Below are 16824 nucleotides of genomic sequence, written 5' to 3'. Positions count from 1 at the left end.
CACCCGCACCGACACCTCCCGGCTCGGGCTGCCCTCAGCTCCTATCGGGCCGCTGCGACGACCCGACGGCAAAGGCTTCTCACCTCCACTCAAATCACAGCGCCTCACGGCGCACGAAGCCAGCGCTCAACGCGTTCGCAATCACCTTCGGCGACCGTTTCCCGGCGGCCGAAACCTACTAATGGAAACCGCCGGAAACACCGTTAGCGAGATAGTCCCGGCAAACCAGCTACTGCCCTTACTACGGCAAGGATCGCCAGCGCGATGGCAAAGGGATAAGTTCGACGGTCCTACCGGCGCGACATGAGGCGCCCGTTCCAGGCCAAACATTGTGCGAGTCCTACACCCTTGTTGAACTCTCCAAAGAAGATGCGACCGAATGGTGGCCGGCCTGTGCGATCAAGAAGCCGCCTGCAGCGTGAGGTCGGCGATCGCGCTTCGGCTCTTACCGTCGGTGGTGCCCAGCGTGGTTATCCATACCAGTACGGTCGATATGGGCGCCGCGTTCGGCACCGGGATCGTGTTGTGGCCGGGTTGCATAAGCGTCGGTGGGGTCAGCTCGATGGTGTCAGACAGCTCCGCCGGCGTGGGAGTCGGCGACGACCGAATTTGCACCTCGGTTCCGGTGCTGGGCACGTCGAGGGAGACAGACGCCAGCCGGGTGGCCTGCGGCAGCTGTAGCAGCAAACCGACGCCGCTCTTGAAGCCCGGGAACGGGACGGCATCGCTGTATATATCGGTAGTCCACCCGGGCGGCGGGGAGCCGTTGATGGCCAGCCCGGCCTGATCTGGATTGTCGGCCCCGGCAGGACCGGGCGAAAACACTGTAGCCGTAAGGGGTTTCACGAAGTTTCCGGGAGCGGGTTGCGCGGTTTGGGTTGGGGATGCGGGCGGGTGTTTTGGTCGCAGGACGAGGTAGCCGGTGATGCCGGCGGCGGCCAGGATCATCACGATCGCGGCGATCAGGCCCACCTTCACCTGTCGGCGTGGGCCCTGCCCCCACGGCGGTGGCGGTGTGCCGAACTGAGGGGCCGGCCAGTCGGGTGGGCGGTGTTGGGTCGCGGCGAGGTTCAGGTCTGCGGGCTGTTGCCGCACCACCTCCGGCGCGGGTGCGGGCGGGGGTGGCACCTGATCATCAAGGCGGGCGGGTGCGGGTCGGGTCGCGCCGGCGAGCAGGGTGGGTTCGTTGGGGGGTGCCAGCGGCGTGGTGATGGCGTCGTGGGCGGCGTTGGCTAACTCGACGGTGGTGGCATACCGCTGGTCGGGGTCTTTGGCCAGGCCCTTCTCGGTGACCCTGTCGAAGTCGGCGGGCAGGTCGGGATTGGTGCTCGACGGTTGGGGTGGTGGGGTGGCGACGTGACCGGCGTACTGCTGTTCAGGACTGTCGCCGGGGTAGGGTGTGTGTCCCGTCAGGCATTCATACAGCACACAGGCCAACGCATACACGTCGGCGCGGGCATCGACTTCTTGGGCGCTGAACCGCTCTGGTGCCATGTAGGGCCACGAGCCGATGACACCGCCGGTGCTCGTCATTCGGGTCTGGTCGGCGCCGCGCGCGATGCCGAAATCGATCAGGTACGCGAAGTCGTCCTCGTCGAGCAGGATGTTGGACGGTTTGACGTCGCGGTGCACCAGACCGATCTTGTGCGCGGCGTGTAGCGCCTTGGCCACCTGCTCGATGATGCGCACCGCCCGCCCCGGCTCCATCGGCCCGTCGGCCAGCACCTCTTGTAGGTCGCGGCCCTCGATTAACCGCATGTCCACATACAGCCGGCCGTCGATCTCGCCGCTGTTGTGGATCGGGATCACGTGCGGATTGTTCAGCCGTGCTGCGGCATGGGCCTCTCGGCGGAACCGCTGCACAAACGCTTTATCGTCGGCTAAGTGCGCCGGCAACACCTTCACCGCCACAATCCGGTCGATCACGGTGTCGTGAGCGCGCCACACTTCGCCCATGCCGCCACGGCCCAACAGCTCGATAAGGCGATAACGCCCGAACGGCGTGCCCTCCACCGGCTCACCATACGCAGTCAGCCAGTTCACCGACCGGCAAACCAGCTACTGCCCTTACTACGGCAAAGGCGACGAGATAGCAGATATATGAGTGCTATCGCACAGGCAGCTTCACCACCGGACCGTTGAGCCCCCGGGTCAAAACCATCGTTGGGGCGGCCCGCCACCCGGCGGTTGAACCGGTGATGGCCCCTGCGATTGTTGATCCGGCGCAGTGGTTCCTGGGTTGATTGTGCGAGGTTGTGGTTTCCCCGAGCCGCGCTTGACCACTGTGTACAGGGCGAAGGCGAAGAAGACCGCCTGGAAGGTAAATCCAGCGCCCCGAACCCAATAACCATTCACCGCGAGGAAGACGGCCGCGAAGGCCCCTAGCGCCATCCCAAAAACACAGGCGACGGCTCGGGTCTTGTCGCGCCGTGACAGTTGCTGCCACATCGCCCCAACCTCCCTAAACCCCCGGAACCGCAGCGTAAAGCTGTATCCGGAGGGTGTAACCGTATACCTCTCGTCAGGGTGCGGTAGATGCCTTGGCGGATTCTTGGAGCGGCACGCCCCACGGTCGGTGGCTCGGGGTAAACCATCGCAGTGGCCGAATCGCGGCGCGACGAATTCCCGAGCAATTACGTGGGGGACCTTGTGCACGCCTAGGGCTCGGTCAGCTACCGAGTCCCTTCTTGATGGCCTCGTCTTGTTTGTGCCCGACGTCGCTGACGAAATCCGCCGGCGCCAGCGCGTAGGACGGGCCATCGAACTCGATCGTGACGAACGCCTTGCCCTCGGTGAACAGCAATACCGTCACCCCCTTGGATCGGTCCTGCGAAGATCCAGAAATCGTCGTGCCGTCGGCCCCGACGTCGACCGATAGGGGTTTCGCCTGAAGCGTTTCATGCTGAGCCGCCCTGGCCGAATCCAGCGCGTTCGCAGCGGCCGCGGGGTCCAACATGATCTGGATGGTGTCGATGATCGTGTGGGTCTTGTCTTGGTCGCCGAACGTCGCTTGTGCGCCCTGTTGGCCATTCGGGTTCTTGACCGCTGGACTGGCGGTGAAAGGTTCTGGTGCGTTGATGTCACTGGCCTTGATCAGCAACTGGGTGTAGTCGCCCAGTGCGACATGGGTCGAGGTGGTTGATCCCGATGTCGGCGTCGTGGACTTCGAATGGCTGCTGCAGCCGGCGACCGACACTCCCGTCAGCGTTGACGCAACGATTACACCGGCGATCACCGGGTGAGAAATCCTCATCGGACCGTGCTCCCTTCAACCAAGCTAATCGGGAAACGGTAACCCAGGGCGGATTTATCTGGTCGGATGCCGCGGTTCCCGCTGGTGTCAGCACACCCACGAATAACGCTCAAGGCACGCTGTGTACAGCCTCGGCGATGATGTCGACAACAGCTTGCGGGCGGGTGATTAGCCGTTGCACCGCCGCCAGCACCGCATGCTCTTCGGCAGTTCCGTGCTGGGCGAATGCCTTGGCAAAGGCATTGGTAGGCAACCAGATCCAGCCTTGATCGTCCGGCTTTAGGCCGGGCGCAGAGTGGTGAGCGGGATAGGAGCGGCCGTGACCGCGATTCCGGCCTGGCCCAGGCCGGTGATGACTCGACTCCAGCTGGAGCCGTCGGCCCACGCCCCGTGAACCAGTACCACGGTAGGCGAAGGTGTTTCAGGGCTCATGTCAGACAGCCGGGATTCCCGCTGGTGCGTAGAGGCCGCTTCCGGTGACCAGCGGCAAGTCCAGCGTCGTCCGGATTCCGGGCGGCGCCGCGACCACGGCCGGGATGGCGTTGACGATGCGGCCCGCCGCGCCGACGATCGCCGCGTGGTTGTGATCGCCCTTGCGGCTCGTCGGGCAGATGTCCACGGTGTAGGACGGCTCGCCGACGATCTCCACGCGATACGAGCCGCCGGGCTGGGCGGGCTGCGGCCAATCCGGTCGCAGGTTTTCTCGTAGCCGCGTCACATGCTCGACAACGATCGCGGGGTAACCGTTGACCATGCCGCGAATCTCGAACTGCAGTGCGGCCATGGTCCCCTTGGCGACGCGCCCTACCGCGATGTCGAAGTCCTCCGGCGCCGGCTCCCGCTCGTGGGATTCAGTGATCGCGTCCAGTTCGATTCCCAGGCCCGCCGCCAGCTGACGAATCGCCCCGCCCCAGGCGATGCTGAGCACGCCCGGTAGCAGCAGCATCGGTACGTCATCTAGGGGCCTGCCGAACCCCATGTAGTTCATGACCTCGGCGCCGTCGTAGGTCGCGTAGTCGGCGATCTCCGTGCAGCGCACCTGCTCGATCCGCTGGCAGGTGCTCGCGAGCACGAACGGGATGAGATCGTTGATAAATCCGGGGTCGACGCCATTGATGAAAATACTCGAATTCCCTTGCTGTGCAGCGTCTTCAATGCGGGCGATGTACTTCTCGGGCATCACGCCCCACGGATACTGCAACATCCCCGGCGACGACCCGACCACGTTGATGCCCGCGGCGAGGATGTGCATGACGTCCTTCATCGCTTCCGGCAGACGGGTGTCGCCCATCGCGCAGTAGACAACGCATTCGGGGCCGGTGGCGAGCACGGCATCGAGGTCGTCGACGGCAGTGATGCCGGTGGACACCTCCACCCCGGCGAGCGCTCCGGCATCCTTGCCGACTTTCTGCGGCGACGAGACGCACAACCCGGTGAGTTCGAATTGTGGATTGGTGACCAGCTCGGTCAACGCCAGACGACCGACGTTTCCGGTGCCGACATGCGCGACGCGGATCGCCATGGGTGTCCTCCGTCCCTGGATGCGAGCGCACAGACTTTTCTAGACGCTAGTCCAGGTGTCCTAAGGCGACCGCCGAGAAGCAGTGGCGGGCAAGGTCCGCCGCCGGTTATCCGTGGACTTCAGTCTCCAAAGCCTCGATGTGGAGTTGCCGGTGCTGCGGGTGGGCCACCTTCGCCAAGATGACCCATAGCGAAGTCGACCCCCTGGGCAATCACGTCCCCGTCGTAGGCATCGTGCGCGGCGAAATTCATCCCGTCCGAGCAGATCGGGTCCTCGGGGGCGCACACCTTGATTGTCTTGGCCTGATATAGGGGGCCGATGACGATCTGCGGTTGGCCGAGGAAGTCCATAGCCCGCACGTTGGGCGTTCCGAACAGCACGACCGCGGCGACGTGGCTTGCTACGGCAGGGTCCAGAGGTTTAGGGAGGGTTGCCGGATCGACGTCAGGTGGGATGGAATCCGGGACCGCAGGGGAGGTGACAAAGCCCATCACGGCTGCGCCTTGTGAATAGCCGCCGAGCACCATCTTGGTGTTGGGGCAGGCTGACGCCTCGGATACGACATGAGTGCCGGCATCTCTGATGCCGTCGATTCCGGTCGACCATTGGTCGCTGGCGGGGTAGTTGACCGGATATACGTCCATCGACTTTCCGCCGAGGCGCCCGCGCAGGGTGTCGACGAACGCTTGTCCCGTCGGCCCGACACCCGGATCCTCACCGGTGCCGCGGGCGAACACCACTTCGGTGTCAGGGCATGGCTGGGCAGACGCGGAAGGAACGGCGGCGGTAGGGATGACAGTGGCGAGCAGCCCCGATGTCGTAGCTACCGCCGCACCGAACAGGCGAGTGATGTGATGCGAAATCATGGCGCAGAAGATTCCCCTGAGATTGGCTACCTAAACTAAGAATTTCCACCTTACATAGGGGCTGCCGAAGCGTTCTATAGCAGCTGTTTAACGCCGGGTTAAGCCGAGCGATTCAGCGCGGTGTTACTCAACGCTCGTCGGCGCCTCGGACAGCTTCACCAGCCGCACTTCCGGCCGCGCCGGGACCTCGTCGGCGAGAAACCACCGGAACGCGAGGTTGCCACGGGGATAGTCAAGCGTGGTCAGGGAATTCGGGTGCGCGGTCATGCCGCGAGAGATGACGATCGTCGCCGAGCCGTCCGCGCTGAGCACCGCGCTATGGCCGTTGACCGAGCTGCGTGCATCGGTGACGCCGTGGGTGGCCATGAATTGGTTCCACACGACCAGGTTCCAGAACCTGCACCGCGGCGGCCGGTGGGTGATGACGAGCGCCTCGTCCTCGTCGAGCACGAAACTGCCATAGGAATAACAGGCGTCACGGGCCGACCAGCCGAAGTTGGCGTCCGGGACTTGGTAGGGGTCGGCGAACTCATTGGCCGCATGCGCGATCTCATGGCCCAGCGCGTGCGTCTCGTCAACCCGCGCTCCGACGGCCAGCGGGATGATCGCGAACATCGTGCGTAGCCAGGCGGTGCTGGCCCGCAGGCGCGCAGCGGTCTCGGCATCGCCGTGCCGGATCGGTTCCGGTTCGTCGAGCGCCTCGATTCGCCAGCTGACTGGGCGACCGGTCAGCGGGTCGGCCTGGTAGTCGCGGGTCATCAGCACTGCCGCGTCGGGTGTGGGCCCGAATTCGAACGAGAAGTTGCCCGCCGCATCGATCTCGAGGTCGTCATCGCGCAGGATTGCCACGATGCGGTCCGACCATGCGCCCGGCGACGGTTCGTTGTAGGCAGTCAGCGAGAAGTAGACGCTGTCGCCGCTGTTGCCGCTGATGCGATAGCGCCGTTTGGGATCGACCGGGCACATGTAGTAGTAGGCGTCGGTGTTGTCGCCGCCCCATCGTCGATCTCGTCGGAAGGGCGTGTTGACTGCGACGAACACGGGCCGACTGGGCTCGGCGAAGACGTAAGTGTCGAAGGCGACGCCCAGTGTGGTGGCGATCATGCGGTAGCCGTCGGCGATGTGCCGGTCGTCGGTGACGGCACGGTCGCCGTCGAGAAAGGAGCGGTCGAGGCCACCTAAGGTGTGCAGCAACTCCTGCCATGCAGCGGTGGACTCGTGGGTCGTCATCTACTGATTCCTCTCGTTATGAAAGCGGCCGTGCGGTCTACCCAGGAATCGTCGAGCGTGTCCCCACGGGTGAGCAGCGCCAGGAACGTGGTTCCGGCGACGACCTCGACGACCTCGGCAGCGCTGACGTCGGGCCGTACCTCGCCGCGCGCGATCGCGTCCGCCAAGCGATCCGAAAGGCCGCGCGAGAGGATGTCGCCAAAGCGCTCCAGCAGCGCGGAGTGCAGCGTGAGGTCGGCGGCCATCTCACCGACCAGTCCGGGCAGCGCGGCGCGCGCAGCCGGGGTGGTCAGCACGGCCGCGGTGCGACGAACCATTTCGCGCACGTCGCCGGCCAGCGACCCGGTGTCGGGGACGGCGGTCGTGTTGCTGATCGGGAACACCGCCTCGTGGACAAGGTGCGCCTTGCCGGGCCAACGGCGATAGATCGCCGGCTTGCTGGTGCCCGCCCGCCGGGCGATGGTATCGACGGAAAGGTCGGCATAGCCCGTCTCGGCGAGCAGTTCGACAGTCGCGCTGAGCACCGCGCTATCGATGCGCTTATCGCGAGGTCGGCCAAGCTCTGTCGTCATTACGAAACTCAGAGTAACATAAGTCGCCGTGACCGACGCCGCCGCAGTCCTGGTGCACCTTGATGACCTTGCTGAGCCGCGCTTCAGCCCTCAAGCCGAGCAGATCCGCGAGCTCATGGCCGCGATGGCGCCGGATTGCCCGCTGGATGCCGAAGCGCTGCACGCCAAAGCCACCGCCGATACCGGGCTAACCGACTTCGGGCCTGACGATTACCGGGAGCGCCTCGATGTCTACCTCACGGCGCTGCAAGAGATCGATGGCCTGCACGGGCCGGGAATCGTCAACTTCCACGCTCAGCTGTTGCAGTGGCTCAAGAACCGGCTGCTGCTTAATGATCTGCTGGCGCGACACCCCGAGATCAACGACATCGAGCTGCTGCCGCCGGTCGTCATCGCGGGCCTGCCCCGCACCGGCACCACTCATCTGCACAACTTGCTGGCGGCGCCCACGACCTTTCGCACCATCCCGTACTGGGAGAGCGTCGAGCCATTTCCGCTGCCCGCCGAGGTGGGCGTCGAGCCCGACCCGCGCAAAGCGCGCATGGACGCCGCCGTCGAGTTCATGAATGCCGCGATGCCGCACTTCCCGCTCATGCATGAGATGACCACCGAGCATGTCCACGAGGAGATCCAGCTGCTGGCCAACGACTTCTCCACGATGTTCTTCGAGACTCTCGCGTACGTGCCGCGGTGGCGCGACTACTACCTGACGCACGACCAGACATCGTCCTACGAGCACTTGGCCGTCCAGTTGAAGGCGCTGCAGTTTCTGCGCGGCGGCCGCCGCTGGTTGCTGAAGTCACCCCAGCACCTCGAGCAGTTGCCGGTGCTGGACGCCGTCTTTCCCGGGGCGATCGTGGTGTGCACCCACCGCGACCCCGTACCGGTAACGCTGTCCATGCTCGCGATGATCACCTATACCGCGCGGATGCATTGCTCGCCGGTGCCGGTGCAGGAGATCGCGGCATCGTGGGTCGACCGCTTGCAAATGATGCTGGACGCGCTCGTCCAGGATCGTGATGTCATCCCGCCGGAGCGCTCGGTCGACGTCCGCTTCAACGACTTCATGGCCGATGAGCTCGGCGTCGCTGAACACGTTTACGACCTCGCCGGCGAGCCGCTGACAAACGCGGCCCGCACGGCGATGGCCGATTATCTGCTGGGCCACCAGCGGGGGCGGTTGGGCCAGATCGCGACGTCGGCCGAAATGTTCGGACTCGACGCGCACGACCTGCGCGACCGGTTCACCCGCTATCTGGAGCGGTTCTTGGCGTAGAGGCCCAACGGCCTCGGAGCGCTAGGTAGCCGCGCCTGGTTGATCAACGGCCGGCGCAGGATCCGCCGGCGGAGGCGGTTGGTTCTCCACCGGCTCGGCGGGGGCCGGTTCGGGAGCCGGCGGCGGTGGCAGTTCGTTCTGCACCGGCTCTACGGGGTCGGGGCCGGGCGCAGGCGGCGGGGGAGGCTCTGGAGCCACCGCGTCCACCAGAACCGGCCCAAACGGCGGCGGTGGGGCATCCTGCGCTGCATCGGGATCCACCGGGAGAAACATGTGATGAGTGAACTGAGGCTGGTAAGCACCGCCGCCACCAATTCGCACGCCGCCGCCTTCACCGCTGGACACCGGGGTTCCATCCGGCAGCGTCACCGCGGTGTGACCGCCATTCCAGCCGATCACCAGAGCACCGGGGGCGGTGCCGTACTGGAAGCCACGCGCCAACAAGGCCGATTCTTCATTCCCGGTGTTGAACCTGCCAGCGAAAGCCGGCCGGTCGGTAGCGACATTCGATACCAAGGAGGCCAGACCCGAACAGTCCGTTCCCCGGGGGGAATAGCCATGGCTATACGGTGTGCCTGACATCTCCTGAAGCAGGCCCATCAGCGTTGCTAAAACAAACATGGGCCGGGACGTTAACAACAAGATCAAAAACGGCCAAAAATTGTGTCGGCCATCACTTTTCATATTACTGAATGGCCTACACTACAATTCCGCACGAAAAGCGCTGGTCGATATAGGTCTGAAATCACCTATTCAACATGCGTGGAAGATTCAGGCATTCTTTATTTTTCGCTGATTTTCGTCTCAGTTCCGCAACTCTACGACAGAAACGGCTTTGCTGAAAGAGTTATTCTCGCTGGTGAGCGATATTGCGTTGCAATGACGCTGTCCCAGCTCATTTCAGCTTTCGATCACAACACAGTGTCGTCCGCCGATTACTTCGCAGGCGGCAATTGTCGTGGGCCGTCAGCCCCACGCACCTCAGCTGGTCCGTCGCGTTCGATCAGCCCGCGCTGCGCCTCGCGCTGCGTCAACGACAGGTCGTCCACATGCGTTGCGGATAGCCGCTCTGGCGTCACGGGTTGCGCACCGAGATGATCGTCACCACTGGCACTGATCGCGGCCGATTCGCCTGATGGCCCCGGGCCCGCAGTTTCCTCGGTACTGACGATGATCTTGTGGGTGCGTTTGAGCGCGAAGGTGATTTCCTCGACCTCCTCCAACACCTGGCGCGCCGTGCGCAACGGGTGGGTTGAGGTGTCGATCGCGCGGGCAACAAAACTCGGAACCAGCGGACGAACCCAGCGCGCGGCGGCTCGGGTGACATCCGGGATGCTTGGAATCGACGGTGTGGCGGGCACGTCGGGTGATTCCAGTGTCGCGGGCAGGTTCGGCGTCTGCGCCGCATCGGCCTTCGCCGGGGCGTCGGGCAATTCGGTCGCGGCGCGGCTCGCGGCCTCCGCCTCAGCGGCGATCGGCAGGTAGATGTCTTCCGCCACCGGCTCAGCGACGGGTGCCGCGCTTTCCAGGGCTGCGCTCACGCGCTGACGAAGCTGCGCGCGGTCGATCTCGGTCTGCGCCTCGACGGCCATCCGGGCTTGGGCGAGTTGCTGCTCGGCCCACATCGTTTCGGCGGCCGCACGAACCTCGGCTCGTTTGACCGCGATCGCTGTCTCTGCCTCCAGCTCGGCGCGTTCACGTTCGGCACGGGCTTCGGCGTTGCGATCATGGGCTGTTTCACCACGCCATAGCCGCAGTATCAAGGGCAGCACGCTCAGCAGTGTGAAGAACGCGATCGTCAAGAGCCGCAGCATTAGTGCGCCGGCGCTGGCCAGCGTGAGGTTTTGCATTGCCAGCCACCGCGCGCCCAGGCCATGGTCAGCGTCGGCGGCCGCGGATTGCTGCGCTTGGGAGAGGGCCCGCTCGCCGTCGCCGATTTTGGAGTCAAGCTCGGCAGCTTGGCGGTCCCGAGCGGCGATAGCGGTGTCCAATTCGTGCTGGGAATCTGCGAGAAGCTCGTTGGCAGTTCGGGTTTCGGGCCCGGAACCGGGCACCCCGGTGATATGGGTTTGCGGGCAGGCCGGGGTCGGATTGTATTCGCAGCGTGCCACCACCAGCGCCTCGTCGCGGTGAATGCGTGCGGTATCGACCGCCTTGTCGAGCGCGACGCGAGAGGTGCGCAGCTGCGCCAGGCTGGTCGATGCCTGCACGGCCGCCGGCGCCGAGTCGGCAGCGCGCGCGGCCTGTAGTTCGAGCTGACGGTCGATCGACCCGGAGAACATCGCCAGTGCGGCGACGTCGCCTACGACGATGCCGATTGCGGCCGCCACCAGTCCACGGCCCACGATGCCGCGCAGCCCGCGGATCGGTCCGCTCGCTACGCCGCGGGTGATCGCGCCGACCAGCAAGCCAAACACCAGGGTGAACGGCATTATGGCCAGCACCGGCCACCGCGTTGCTTCGAGCACGGCGAGCGTCGTCACCAGCCAGGTCAGTGCGGCATTGAGGATCACGACGGTGCCGGCGATCGCGTGCGCGGACCGCTCGTGACGTTCGTCCAGTTCGCGACGCTCTCCGCCACCGACCCAGGTGAGCAAGGCCTCGATCTGCGAGCCGCTGGTTCGCGGCTCGGTCACTTTGTGGGCGCACATCGGACTCAAAACACCTCCAGGTTCTGCCAGCCTGACAGGCCAAGGCCGGGATAGAAGAATCAGCGGATGGATGTGTGGCGCGGTTAACAACGCGACCTGAATCGCCCAGCCCGGTTCGCGCCGGTGCGACAGTCGAATTCTCTCACAACCGATGCCGCTCAGGCTGCCAGCGTCGTAGAGTGCTCAGCTCTGCGCGATGCGTTTGATCATCCGCGCGCTGGCTCGCTCGATTGTTTCGCGCCTCGCCTCCCGCGTTCGCTGACGTTTGATTCTGCGTAATGCGGGGGCGATGGTGACGCCTTGTTCGTAGGCGGTCACGACGCGAGGATCCACATAGGAGCCCCGTGCCACCGCGGGCGTGTTACCCAATTCTTCAGCCACCGCGCGCATCACGGCCGCTTCTTCGCGACGGCGAGCCGTCTTTGACGTCGGCTCTCGGGCGATGGCGAACGCCTCGGCGGCCAGCACCGTGCCGTGCCAGGTCCGCAGATCCTTGACACTGAACTCCTCACCCACCAGTTCTCGAAAGCGGGTGTTGAGGTCGTCGGCGTGCACCTCGGACCAGCCATCTGACGTGCGATACACCAGCAGCCGCGGAATCTTCGTTTTGGCACGCATCAGCGAGCCAACCGCCTTGATCACCAGGGGATCGTCCAGGGAAATCGTGCGGCGCACCCCGCTTTTCGCGGGGTAGTCGAATTCCACGCTGTCCCGGTGTAGTCGTACATGGTCGCGGCGCAGCGTGGCCAGGCCGAAGCTGCCGTTCTCCTGCGCGTACTCCTCACCGCCGGCCCGGAAGTAGCCCTGATCGATCAAATGCTGAGCCAGCGCTAGCACGCGATCGGGTCCCAGCCCGCGGGCACGCAGGTCGGTGCGAAGGTGGAGGCGCCAGTCCGGCAGATGTCTGGCCAGGCTCAAGGCCCGGTCGTACTTCTCTTCGGACCTCTCGGCCTGCCATTGCTCGTGGTAGAGGTACTGGCGGCGGCCGGCGACGTCAGTACCTACCGCCTGGATGTGGCCGTTGGGGTGGGGACAGATCCACACGTTCTTCCAAGCCGGCGGGATAACCAGTGCCTGGATCCGTGCCAAGCTTTCCGGGTCGTCGACGCAGTCGCGCCCCACGTCGACGTAGGAGAAGCCGCGGCCCCGCCGAACACGACGAAAACCTGGGCCGCCGACGGTGCTTTTGCGCAACCTCATCTGTGCACCTCGCTACCTTCGGAGGCTTGACGTGCGATCGGTGAGATGCACATGCGGTAGCTGTGCTTTCATGCGCACTGGTTTACCCACGGCGGTATTTGCGTAACACCACTGGCACAGCGGGCTTCGGCCGACACGATCGGATCAGCCGCAGAGTCGCAAGGCTCTGTGAGTCGCATGTGAGACGGTATCTACTTATGCAGGGCTACGACTACGTGAGCTACGAGGTTTTTGGGCGGCGATTCTTCGAAGTGGCCGTGACGGCGGAACGTGTCGGCGCCGCCTTCAGCGCGTTCGCCGGCACCGAGTTCGACATGGAACCGATCGCACAGGGGCCGGGCAAGATTGCCAAAGTGAGCGCCCGGGTGACGATCAAGGAGCCGCAGGTCGCCCGTAACGTCGGCGACAGCATCACATTTGACATCCACATCCCACTTCTCATCGATCTGCTCGTCGACCTACGGCTGGACAAACAGCGGTTCCGGGTTGACGGCGACATCGCGTTGACCGCGACCGCACGCGCTGCCGAACCACTCATGCTGATCGTCGACGTCGCCAAGCCACGGTCGTCGGATATCACCGTCCACGTGTCGTCGACAAGCATCCGCGGCGAAGTGTTGCGCATCGTGGCCGGCGTTGACGGGGAGATCCGGCGCTTCATCGCGCAGTACGTCAGCGAGGAAATCGATTCGCCGCAATCCCAAAAGGCGCAAGTTATCGACGTGGCAGAACAACTCGATCAGACCTGGAAGGGCATCTGACGGTCGCCGTTGGGCGCCAGATGTGCGGTTTATCGCGCGGCTGTGCCCGGGTATGCAAGCCCAGCCGCGTTCCAGTCAGAGGGAGAGTGACGCCGGGTGGCCCGAGTAGATGTTTCGACCTCGTCGGACTTGGCGCCGGAATCAGCCTGGAAGCTGGCGTGCGATTTGAATCGGTTCGGCGACTGGATGACGATATTTGCTGGTTGGCGCGGTTCGGTCCCGTCCAAGATCGACAAAGGCACGCAGGTGTCTTCGCGGATCAAGGTGAAGGGTTTTCGTAACGTCATTCATTGGACGGTCACTCGGTACGAAGAGCCGAAAGCGATCGAATTATCCGGCCGCGGCCGCGGCGGGATCCGCATCGCGGTAGCGATGACGGTCACTGACAACCATCCCGGGTCAACGTTTCGTCTGACCGCCGATCTGACGGGGGGTCTTTTGAACGGGCCGATCGGGCGGCTCGTCGCCAGGATCATCAAGTCGGATGTGCATGAGTCGGTTTGCAACCTGGCCGCGTTGCAATGAAACACATCCGCGTCGTCGCCTCGAGTTGACCAGCTCATCCCGCGCCGTGGTGGGCGTAGCTGGCCAAGCAAATCACGAATGCCACTAAGCCAGCAGCCAATTCCGGTCGACTACCCGGATCCTGGAGCGAAAAACGACTCGTCAGCCGGAGATGGCGAAACCGGCCATCATGGCGCGCATGGATAGCGCGACCGCATGCCTGGTCCCGACCGGATCCGGTGAGTTCGCGATCAGCATCGCGCCGCGATTCAGCGCACCGAACAGCAGTCGGGTGACGGTCTCTGGATCGTCGACTCGAAGTGCGCCGGCTTCGGTGGCGGCCCGAAGCCCCGAAACGATAACAGCGAATGCGTAACGCTCATCCAGTTCGGTGAAGCGCGCTAGGCCCAGCACCGCGGGGCCATCCAGAATGAGGATGCGCTGCATGTCTGATTCCAATATGGCGTCGAGGAACGCCTCGAAGCCCCGTGCCAGCACGTCGAGGTCATCGGTCGCATCCTGCGCGGCTGCCATCGACGCGGCCATCAACTCGGTGTGCGCATGCTCGAAAACCGCTTCGAAAAGTGCGGTCTTGGTGGGGAAGTGGTGATAAAGCGCGCCGGTCGTGACTCGGGCGGCGCGTGCCAGATCCTCCACAGAAGTCTGTCGAAATCCTTTCTGGCCGAACAACTCCCGGCCTGAACGGACCAGCGAATCCCGGGTCTGCGCGACCTGCTGGGCGCGCAACGACGACGACTGCGGTCTCGACTCGGACATGCCTCTCACTTCCGTGCAACGGATCGCTTCAGCCTATTGACATAGTCATGCTATGTGGCATAGTGCCATTATCTCAAGTCGATCAGACGGAAGGCTGCTCGTGATGAAAACTGTCCCCACCGTGCCTGCTGGACCCGTCGACGACGTCCGGCGTGCCGATGCTCACGCCCGGGCGGCACTTGCCGAGGCAGTCGCTCGCACCGCGCAACTGTGGCGCAGCATTGCCGACTCGGCAGCCCCGGTACCCGGGCTCTCGTGGACAGCCGGTCAGACAGCGGCGCACATGGTGGCTGACATGCGTGAATACACCGAAGCATTAACCAGGCATGTGAACGGCGACCGCGCCGCGATCAACATTCCGGACGGATCGCCGGCGCGGGCCAGGACTGCGGTCAATGACCAGCACTTGATCGACGTCTCCGAGCGTGACCTGCACCGACTCGTCGACATGCTGGAAGAGACCGCCGCGAGCTACCTTGCCGTCGCCACTGAAATCCAAGCCATCGATGCATCCGAACGCGTCGAGGTCCTCACCGCCGACGGCCTGGTCCTCGAACCGGCCGTGATGACCTGCCTGTTGCTGGGGGAGCAGCTGGTTCACGGTCTGGATATCGCGCGCGCCGGGCATCGGCCGTGGAGCATTGGCCGCGAAGACGCGTTGCTGGTGATACCCGCTGTGCTTTCGCTTGCGCCGAAATACCTACGGCCATCGCAGACCAAGGGCCTCAACATCAGCTTCGAACTACGGATGCGCGGCGGCTGTCGCTATCGGATGGCAATCACCGACGGCACAGGTGTCGTGACGGTGGCGGGGGAGAAGGCCGATTGTGTGATCACTGCCGACCCGGTGGCATTCCTGCTTGTCGGCGGTGGCCGAGTGCGGCAGCTTCCCGTACTTCTCCGTGGCAAGCTGCGGGCGGGCGGACGAAAGCCGTGGTTGGCGGCCAAGTTCGGCACCCTGCTGGCCACCCCGTAGCGGCGCAGCGCGGACCGATTCCGCGCGCCGCCCGTCGCTACAGTGGAAGCGGTGACGTCGGTGGTGATCGTGGGCAGCGGATTTACCGGCTTCGAGTGTGCACGGCGGCTGGCCCGCCGATTACGCAGATCAGACATCGAGGTCACGATCATCTCGCCGGTCGACTACATGCTGTACACACCGCTGCTTCCTGACGTGGCGGGTGGGGTAGTCGATCCGCGGTTCGTGACAATCCCGCTGGCCGGGACGCTCAACGGTGTGCGCAAAGTGCGCGGGCGAGTCGACAGCGTCGACCTCGAGCAGCACCGGCTGCACTTCACCGATTTGGAACAGCGCCCCTGCGAACTGTCGTGGGACCGGCTGGTGTTGACGCCCGGGTCGGTCACCCGCCTGTTCGACATACCTGGATTAGCCCATTACGCAAGGGGTTTGAAGTCGACAGCTGAGGCGCTCTACCTGCGCGACCACGTTCTCGAGCAGTTGGAATTGTCCTGCCTCGAAGACGACGCCGAGCTCGCGCAAGCCAGACGCACGATCGTGGTGGTGGGGGCGTCGTATTCCGGTACGGAACTGGTCCTGCAGCTTCGCGCATTGGCCGACGCCGCAGCCAAGCAGATGAGCTTTGACGCGCCCGATGTGAAATTCGTGCTGCTTGACCTTGCCGAGCAGGTGATGCCGGAGGTCGGTGAGAAGTTGGGCGCTCGCGCGATGCGCGTGCTGCGGCGCCGCGGAGTCGAGGTGCGGCTAGGCTTAACCCTCAACGAGGTTCATCCGGATCACGTTGTGCTAAGCGATAACTCGCGGATAGACACCCGAACAGTCGCCTGGGTTACCGGGGTGACCGCCGCTCCGCTGATCCAGACGCTGGGCCTGCCGACCGAGAACGGCCGGCTAAAGGTGCAGACTGACTTCCAGGTGCCCGGGCATCCCGACGTGTTCGCGGCCGGCGATGCCGCCGCGGTGCCCGACGTGACCCAACCCGGCAAGATCACACCGCCCACCGCACAGCATGCGATTCGCCAAGGAAAGGTGTTGGCGCACAACGTCGCCGCCAGCCTTGGGTACGGCAAGAAGCGAGAGTACAAGCACCGCAACATGGGTTTTGTAGTCGACCTTGGACCCCATCAGGCGGTGGCGAATCCGCTGAAAATCCAACTCTCTGGCTACCCCGCTAAATTCGTCACCCGCGGGTATCACCTGTACGCCATTCCCCGAGCCGTCAACCGCTGGGCGGTT

General features: G+C 64.4%; 16 protein-coding genes. 5 read left to right on the top strand and 11 right to left on the bottom strand.

Annotation, left to right across the window (positions count from 1 at the left end; all coding sequences use genetic code 11):
• Positions 1-399 precede the first annotated feature (399 nt).
• The 7 genes from WAN71_RS14695 to WAN71_RS14665 all read right to left on the bottom strand — a co-directional run bounded on the left by WAN71_RS14695 (position 400) and on the right by WAN71_RS14665 (position 7443).
• Positions 400-2013, bottom strand: a complete 1614-nt coding sequence (locus WAN71_RS14695; protein WP_422226034.1) for a protein kinase domain-containing protein — start codon at positions 2011-2013, stop codon at positions 400-402.
• A gap of 655 nt (positions 2014-2668) precedes the next feature.
• Positions 2669-3253, bottom strand: coding sequence for a hypothetical protein (locus tag WAN71_RS14690; RefSeq protein ID WP_422226033.1), 585 nt, complete (start codon positions 3251-3253; stop codon positions 2669-2671).
• Positions 3254-3362: 109 nt separating this feature from the next.
• Positions 3363-3506: a hypothetical protein gene (locus WAN71_RS14685; RefSeq protein ID WP_422226032.1), complete on the bottom strand. Its 144-nt coding sequence runs from the start codon at positions 3504-3506 to the stop codon at positions 3363-3365.
• A gap of 180 nt (positions 3507-3686) precedes the next feature.
• Positions 3687-4775 (bottom strand): diacylglycerol kinase, encoded by a 1089-nt coding sequence (locus WAN71_RS14680; RefSeq protein ID WP_422226031.1) that lies wholly within the window; start codon positions 4773-4775, stop codon positions 3687-3689.
• A gap of 119 nt (positions 4776-4894) precedes the next feature.
• Complete coding sequence (locus WAN71_RS14675) at positions 4895-5641, bottom strand: cutinase family protein (protein WP_422226030.1); 747 nt, start codon at positions 5639-5641, stop codon at positions 4895-4897.
• A 123-nt stretch (positions 5642-5764) separates the two neighbouring features.
• On the bottom strand, positions 5765-6871 hold the full coding sequence (locus WAN71_RS14670) for a DUF1214 domain-containing protein (protein WP_422226029.1): 1107 nt from the start codon (positions 6869-6871) through the stop codon (positions 5765-5767).
• Positions 6868-7443 (bottom strand): TetR/AcrR family transcriptional regulator, encoded by a 576-nt coding sequence (locus WAN71_RS14665; RefSeq protein WP_422226028.1) that lies wholly within the window; start codon positions 7441-7443, stop codon positions 6868-6870. The genes WAN71_RS14670 and WAN71_RS14665 overlap by 4 nt, the downstream gene beginning before the upstream one ends.
• A gap of 52 nt (positions 7444-7495) precedes the next feature.
• Between WAN71_RS14665 and WAN71_RS14660 the strand changes: the two genes are divergently transcribed.
• The gene (locus WAN71_RS14660; protein ID WP_422226035.1) at positions 7496-8719 is read left to right on the top strand and encodes a sulfotransferase family protein; all 1224 of its coding nucleotides are present in this window, start codon (positions 7496-7498) and stop codon (positions 8717-8719) included.
• 21 nt (positions 8720-8740) lie between these two features.
• Here WAN71_RS14660 and WAN71_RS14655 read toward each other — a convergent pair whose 3' ends face one another.
• From WAN71_RS14655 to WAN71_RS14645, 3 genes are all read right to left on the bottom strand, one after another.
• Positions 8741-9403, bottom strand: coding sequence for a peptidoglycan endopeptidase (locus tag WAN71_RS14655; RefSeq protein ID WP_422226027.1), 663 nt, complete (start codon positions 9401-9403; stop codon positions 8741-8743).
• Between the two features lie 251 nt (positions 9404-9654).
• Positions 9655-11370, bottom strand: coding sequence for a DUF4407 domain-containing protein (locus tag WAN71_RS14650; RefSeq protein ID WP_422226026.1), 1716 nt, complete (start codon positions 11368-11370; stop codon positions 9655-9657).
• A 183-nt stretch (positions 11371-11553) separates the two neighbouring features.
• On the bottom strand, positions 11554-12570 hold the full coding sequence (locus WAN71_RS14645) for a DNA topoisomerase IB (protein ID WP_422226025.1): 1017 nt from the start codon (positions 12568-12570) through the stop codon (positions 11554-11556).
• Positions 12571-12767: 197 nt separating this feature from the next.
• Between WAN71_RS14645 and WAN71_RS14640 the strand changes: the two genes are divergently transcribed.
• Positions 12768-13331, top strand: a complete 564-nt coding sequence (locus WAN71_RS14640; RefSeq protein ID WP_422226024.1) for a hypothetical protein — start codon at positions 12768-12770, stop codon at positions 13329-13331.
• 96 nt (positions 13332-13427) lie between these two features.
• Positions 13428-13856: a type II toxin-antitoxin system Rv0910 family toxin gene (locus tag WAN71_RS14635; protein WP_422226023.1), complete on the top strand. Its 429-nt coding sequence runs from the start codon at positions 13428-13430 to the stop codon at positions 13854-13856.
• Between the two features lie 141 nt (positions 13857-13997).
• Here WAN71_RS14635 and WAN71_RS14630 read toward each other — a convergent pair whose 3' ends face one another.
• The gene (locus tag WAN71_RS14630; RefSeq protein WP_422226022.1) at positions 13998-14612 is read right to left on the bottom strand and encodes a TetR/AcrR family transcriptional regulator; all 615 of its coding nucleotides are present in this window, start codon (positions 14610-14612) and stop codon (positions 13998-14000) included.
• Between the two features lie 103 nt (positions 14613-14715).
• On the opposite strand from WAN71_RS14630, the gene WAN71_RS14625 reads away from it, so the two are divergent.
• Positions 14716-15588 (top strand): hypothetical protein, encoded by an 873-nt coding sequence (locus tag WAN71_RS14625; RefSeq protein WP_422226021.1) that lies wholly within the window; start codon positions 14716-14718, stop codon positions 15586-15588.
• Between the two features lie 51 nt (positions 15589-15639).
• A partial coding sequence (locus WAN71_RS14620; protein ID WP_422226020.1) for an NAD(P)/FAD-dependent oxidoreductase occupies positions 15640-16824 on the top strand: 1185 nt, incomplete at its 3' end.

Source organism: Mycobacterium sp. (assembly GCF_049280035.1).
Taxonomy (GTDB): Bacteria; Actinomycetota; Actinomycetes; order Mycobacteriales; family Mycobacteriaceae; genus Mycobacterium.
The sequence above is the reverse complement of the archived record's forward strand: the minus strand, read 5'-3'. Positions and strand labels throughout refer to the sequence as shown.

Bases quoted from the DNA above. Each gene is read 5' to 3' on its own strand.
- WAN71_RS14675 (WP_422226030.1), bottom strand. From the start codon at position 5,641: ATGATTTCGCATCACATCACTCGCCTGTTCGGTGCGGCGGTAGCTACG.
- WAN71_RS14645 (WP_422226025.1), bottom strand. From the start codon at position 12,570: ATGAGGTTGCGCAAAAGCACCGTCGGCGGCCCAGGTTTTCGTCGTGTT.
- WAN71_RS14670 (WP_422226029.1), bottom strand. From the start codon at position 6,871: ATGACGACCCACGAGTCCACCGCTGCATGGCAGGAGTTGCTGCACACC.
- WAN71_RS14655 (WP_422226027.1), bottom strand. From the start codon at position 9,403: ATGAAAAGTGATGGCCGACACAATTTTTGGCCGTTTTTGATCTTGTTG.
- WAN71_RS14680 (WP_422226031.1), bottom strand. From the start codon at position 4,775: ATGGCGATCCGCGTCGCGCATGTCGGCACCGGAAACGTCGGTCGTCTG.
- WAN71_RS14665 (WP_422226028.1), bottom strand. From the start codon at position 7,443: ATGACGACAGAGCTTGGCCGACCTCGCGATAAGCGCATCGATAGCGCG.
- WAN71_RS14690 (WP_422226033.1), bottom strand. From the start codon at position 3,253: ATGAGGATTTCTCACCCGGTGATCGCCGGTGTAATCGTTGCGTCAACG.
- WAN71_RS14625 (WP_422226021.1), top strand. From the start codon at position 14,716: ATGAAAACTGTCCCCACCGTGCCTGCTGGACCCGTCGACGACGTCCGG.
- WAN71_RS14640 (WP_422226024.1), top strand. From the start codon at position 12,768: ATGCAGGGCTACGACTACGTGAGCTACGAGGTTTTTGGGCGGCGATTC.
- WAN71_RS14650 (WP_422226026.1), bottom strand. From the start codon at position 11,370: ATGTGCGCCCACAAAGTGACCGAGCCGCGAACCAGCGGCTCGCAGATC.
- WAN71_RS14630 (WP_422226022.1), bottom strand. From the start codon at position 14,612: ATGTCCGAGTCGAGACCGCAGTCGTCGTCGTTGCGCGCCCAGCAGGTC.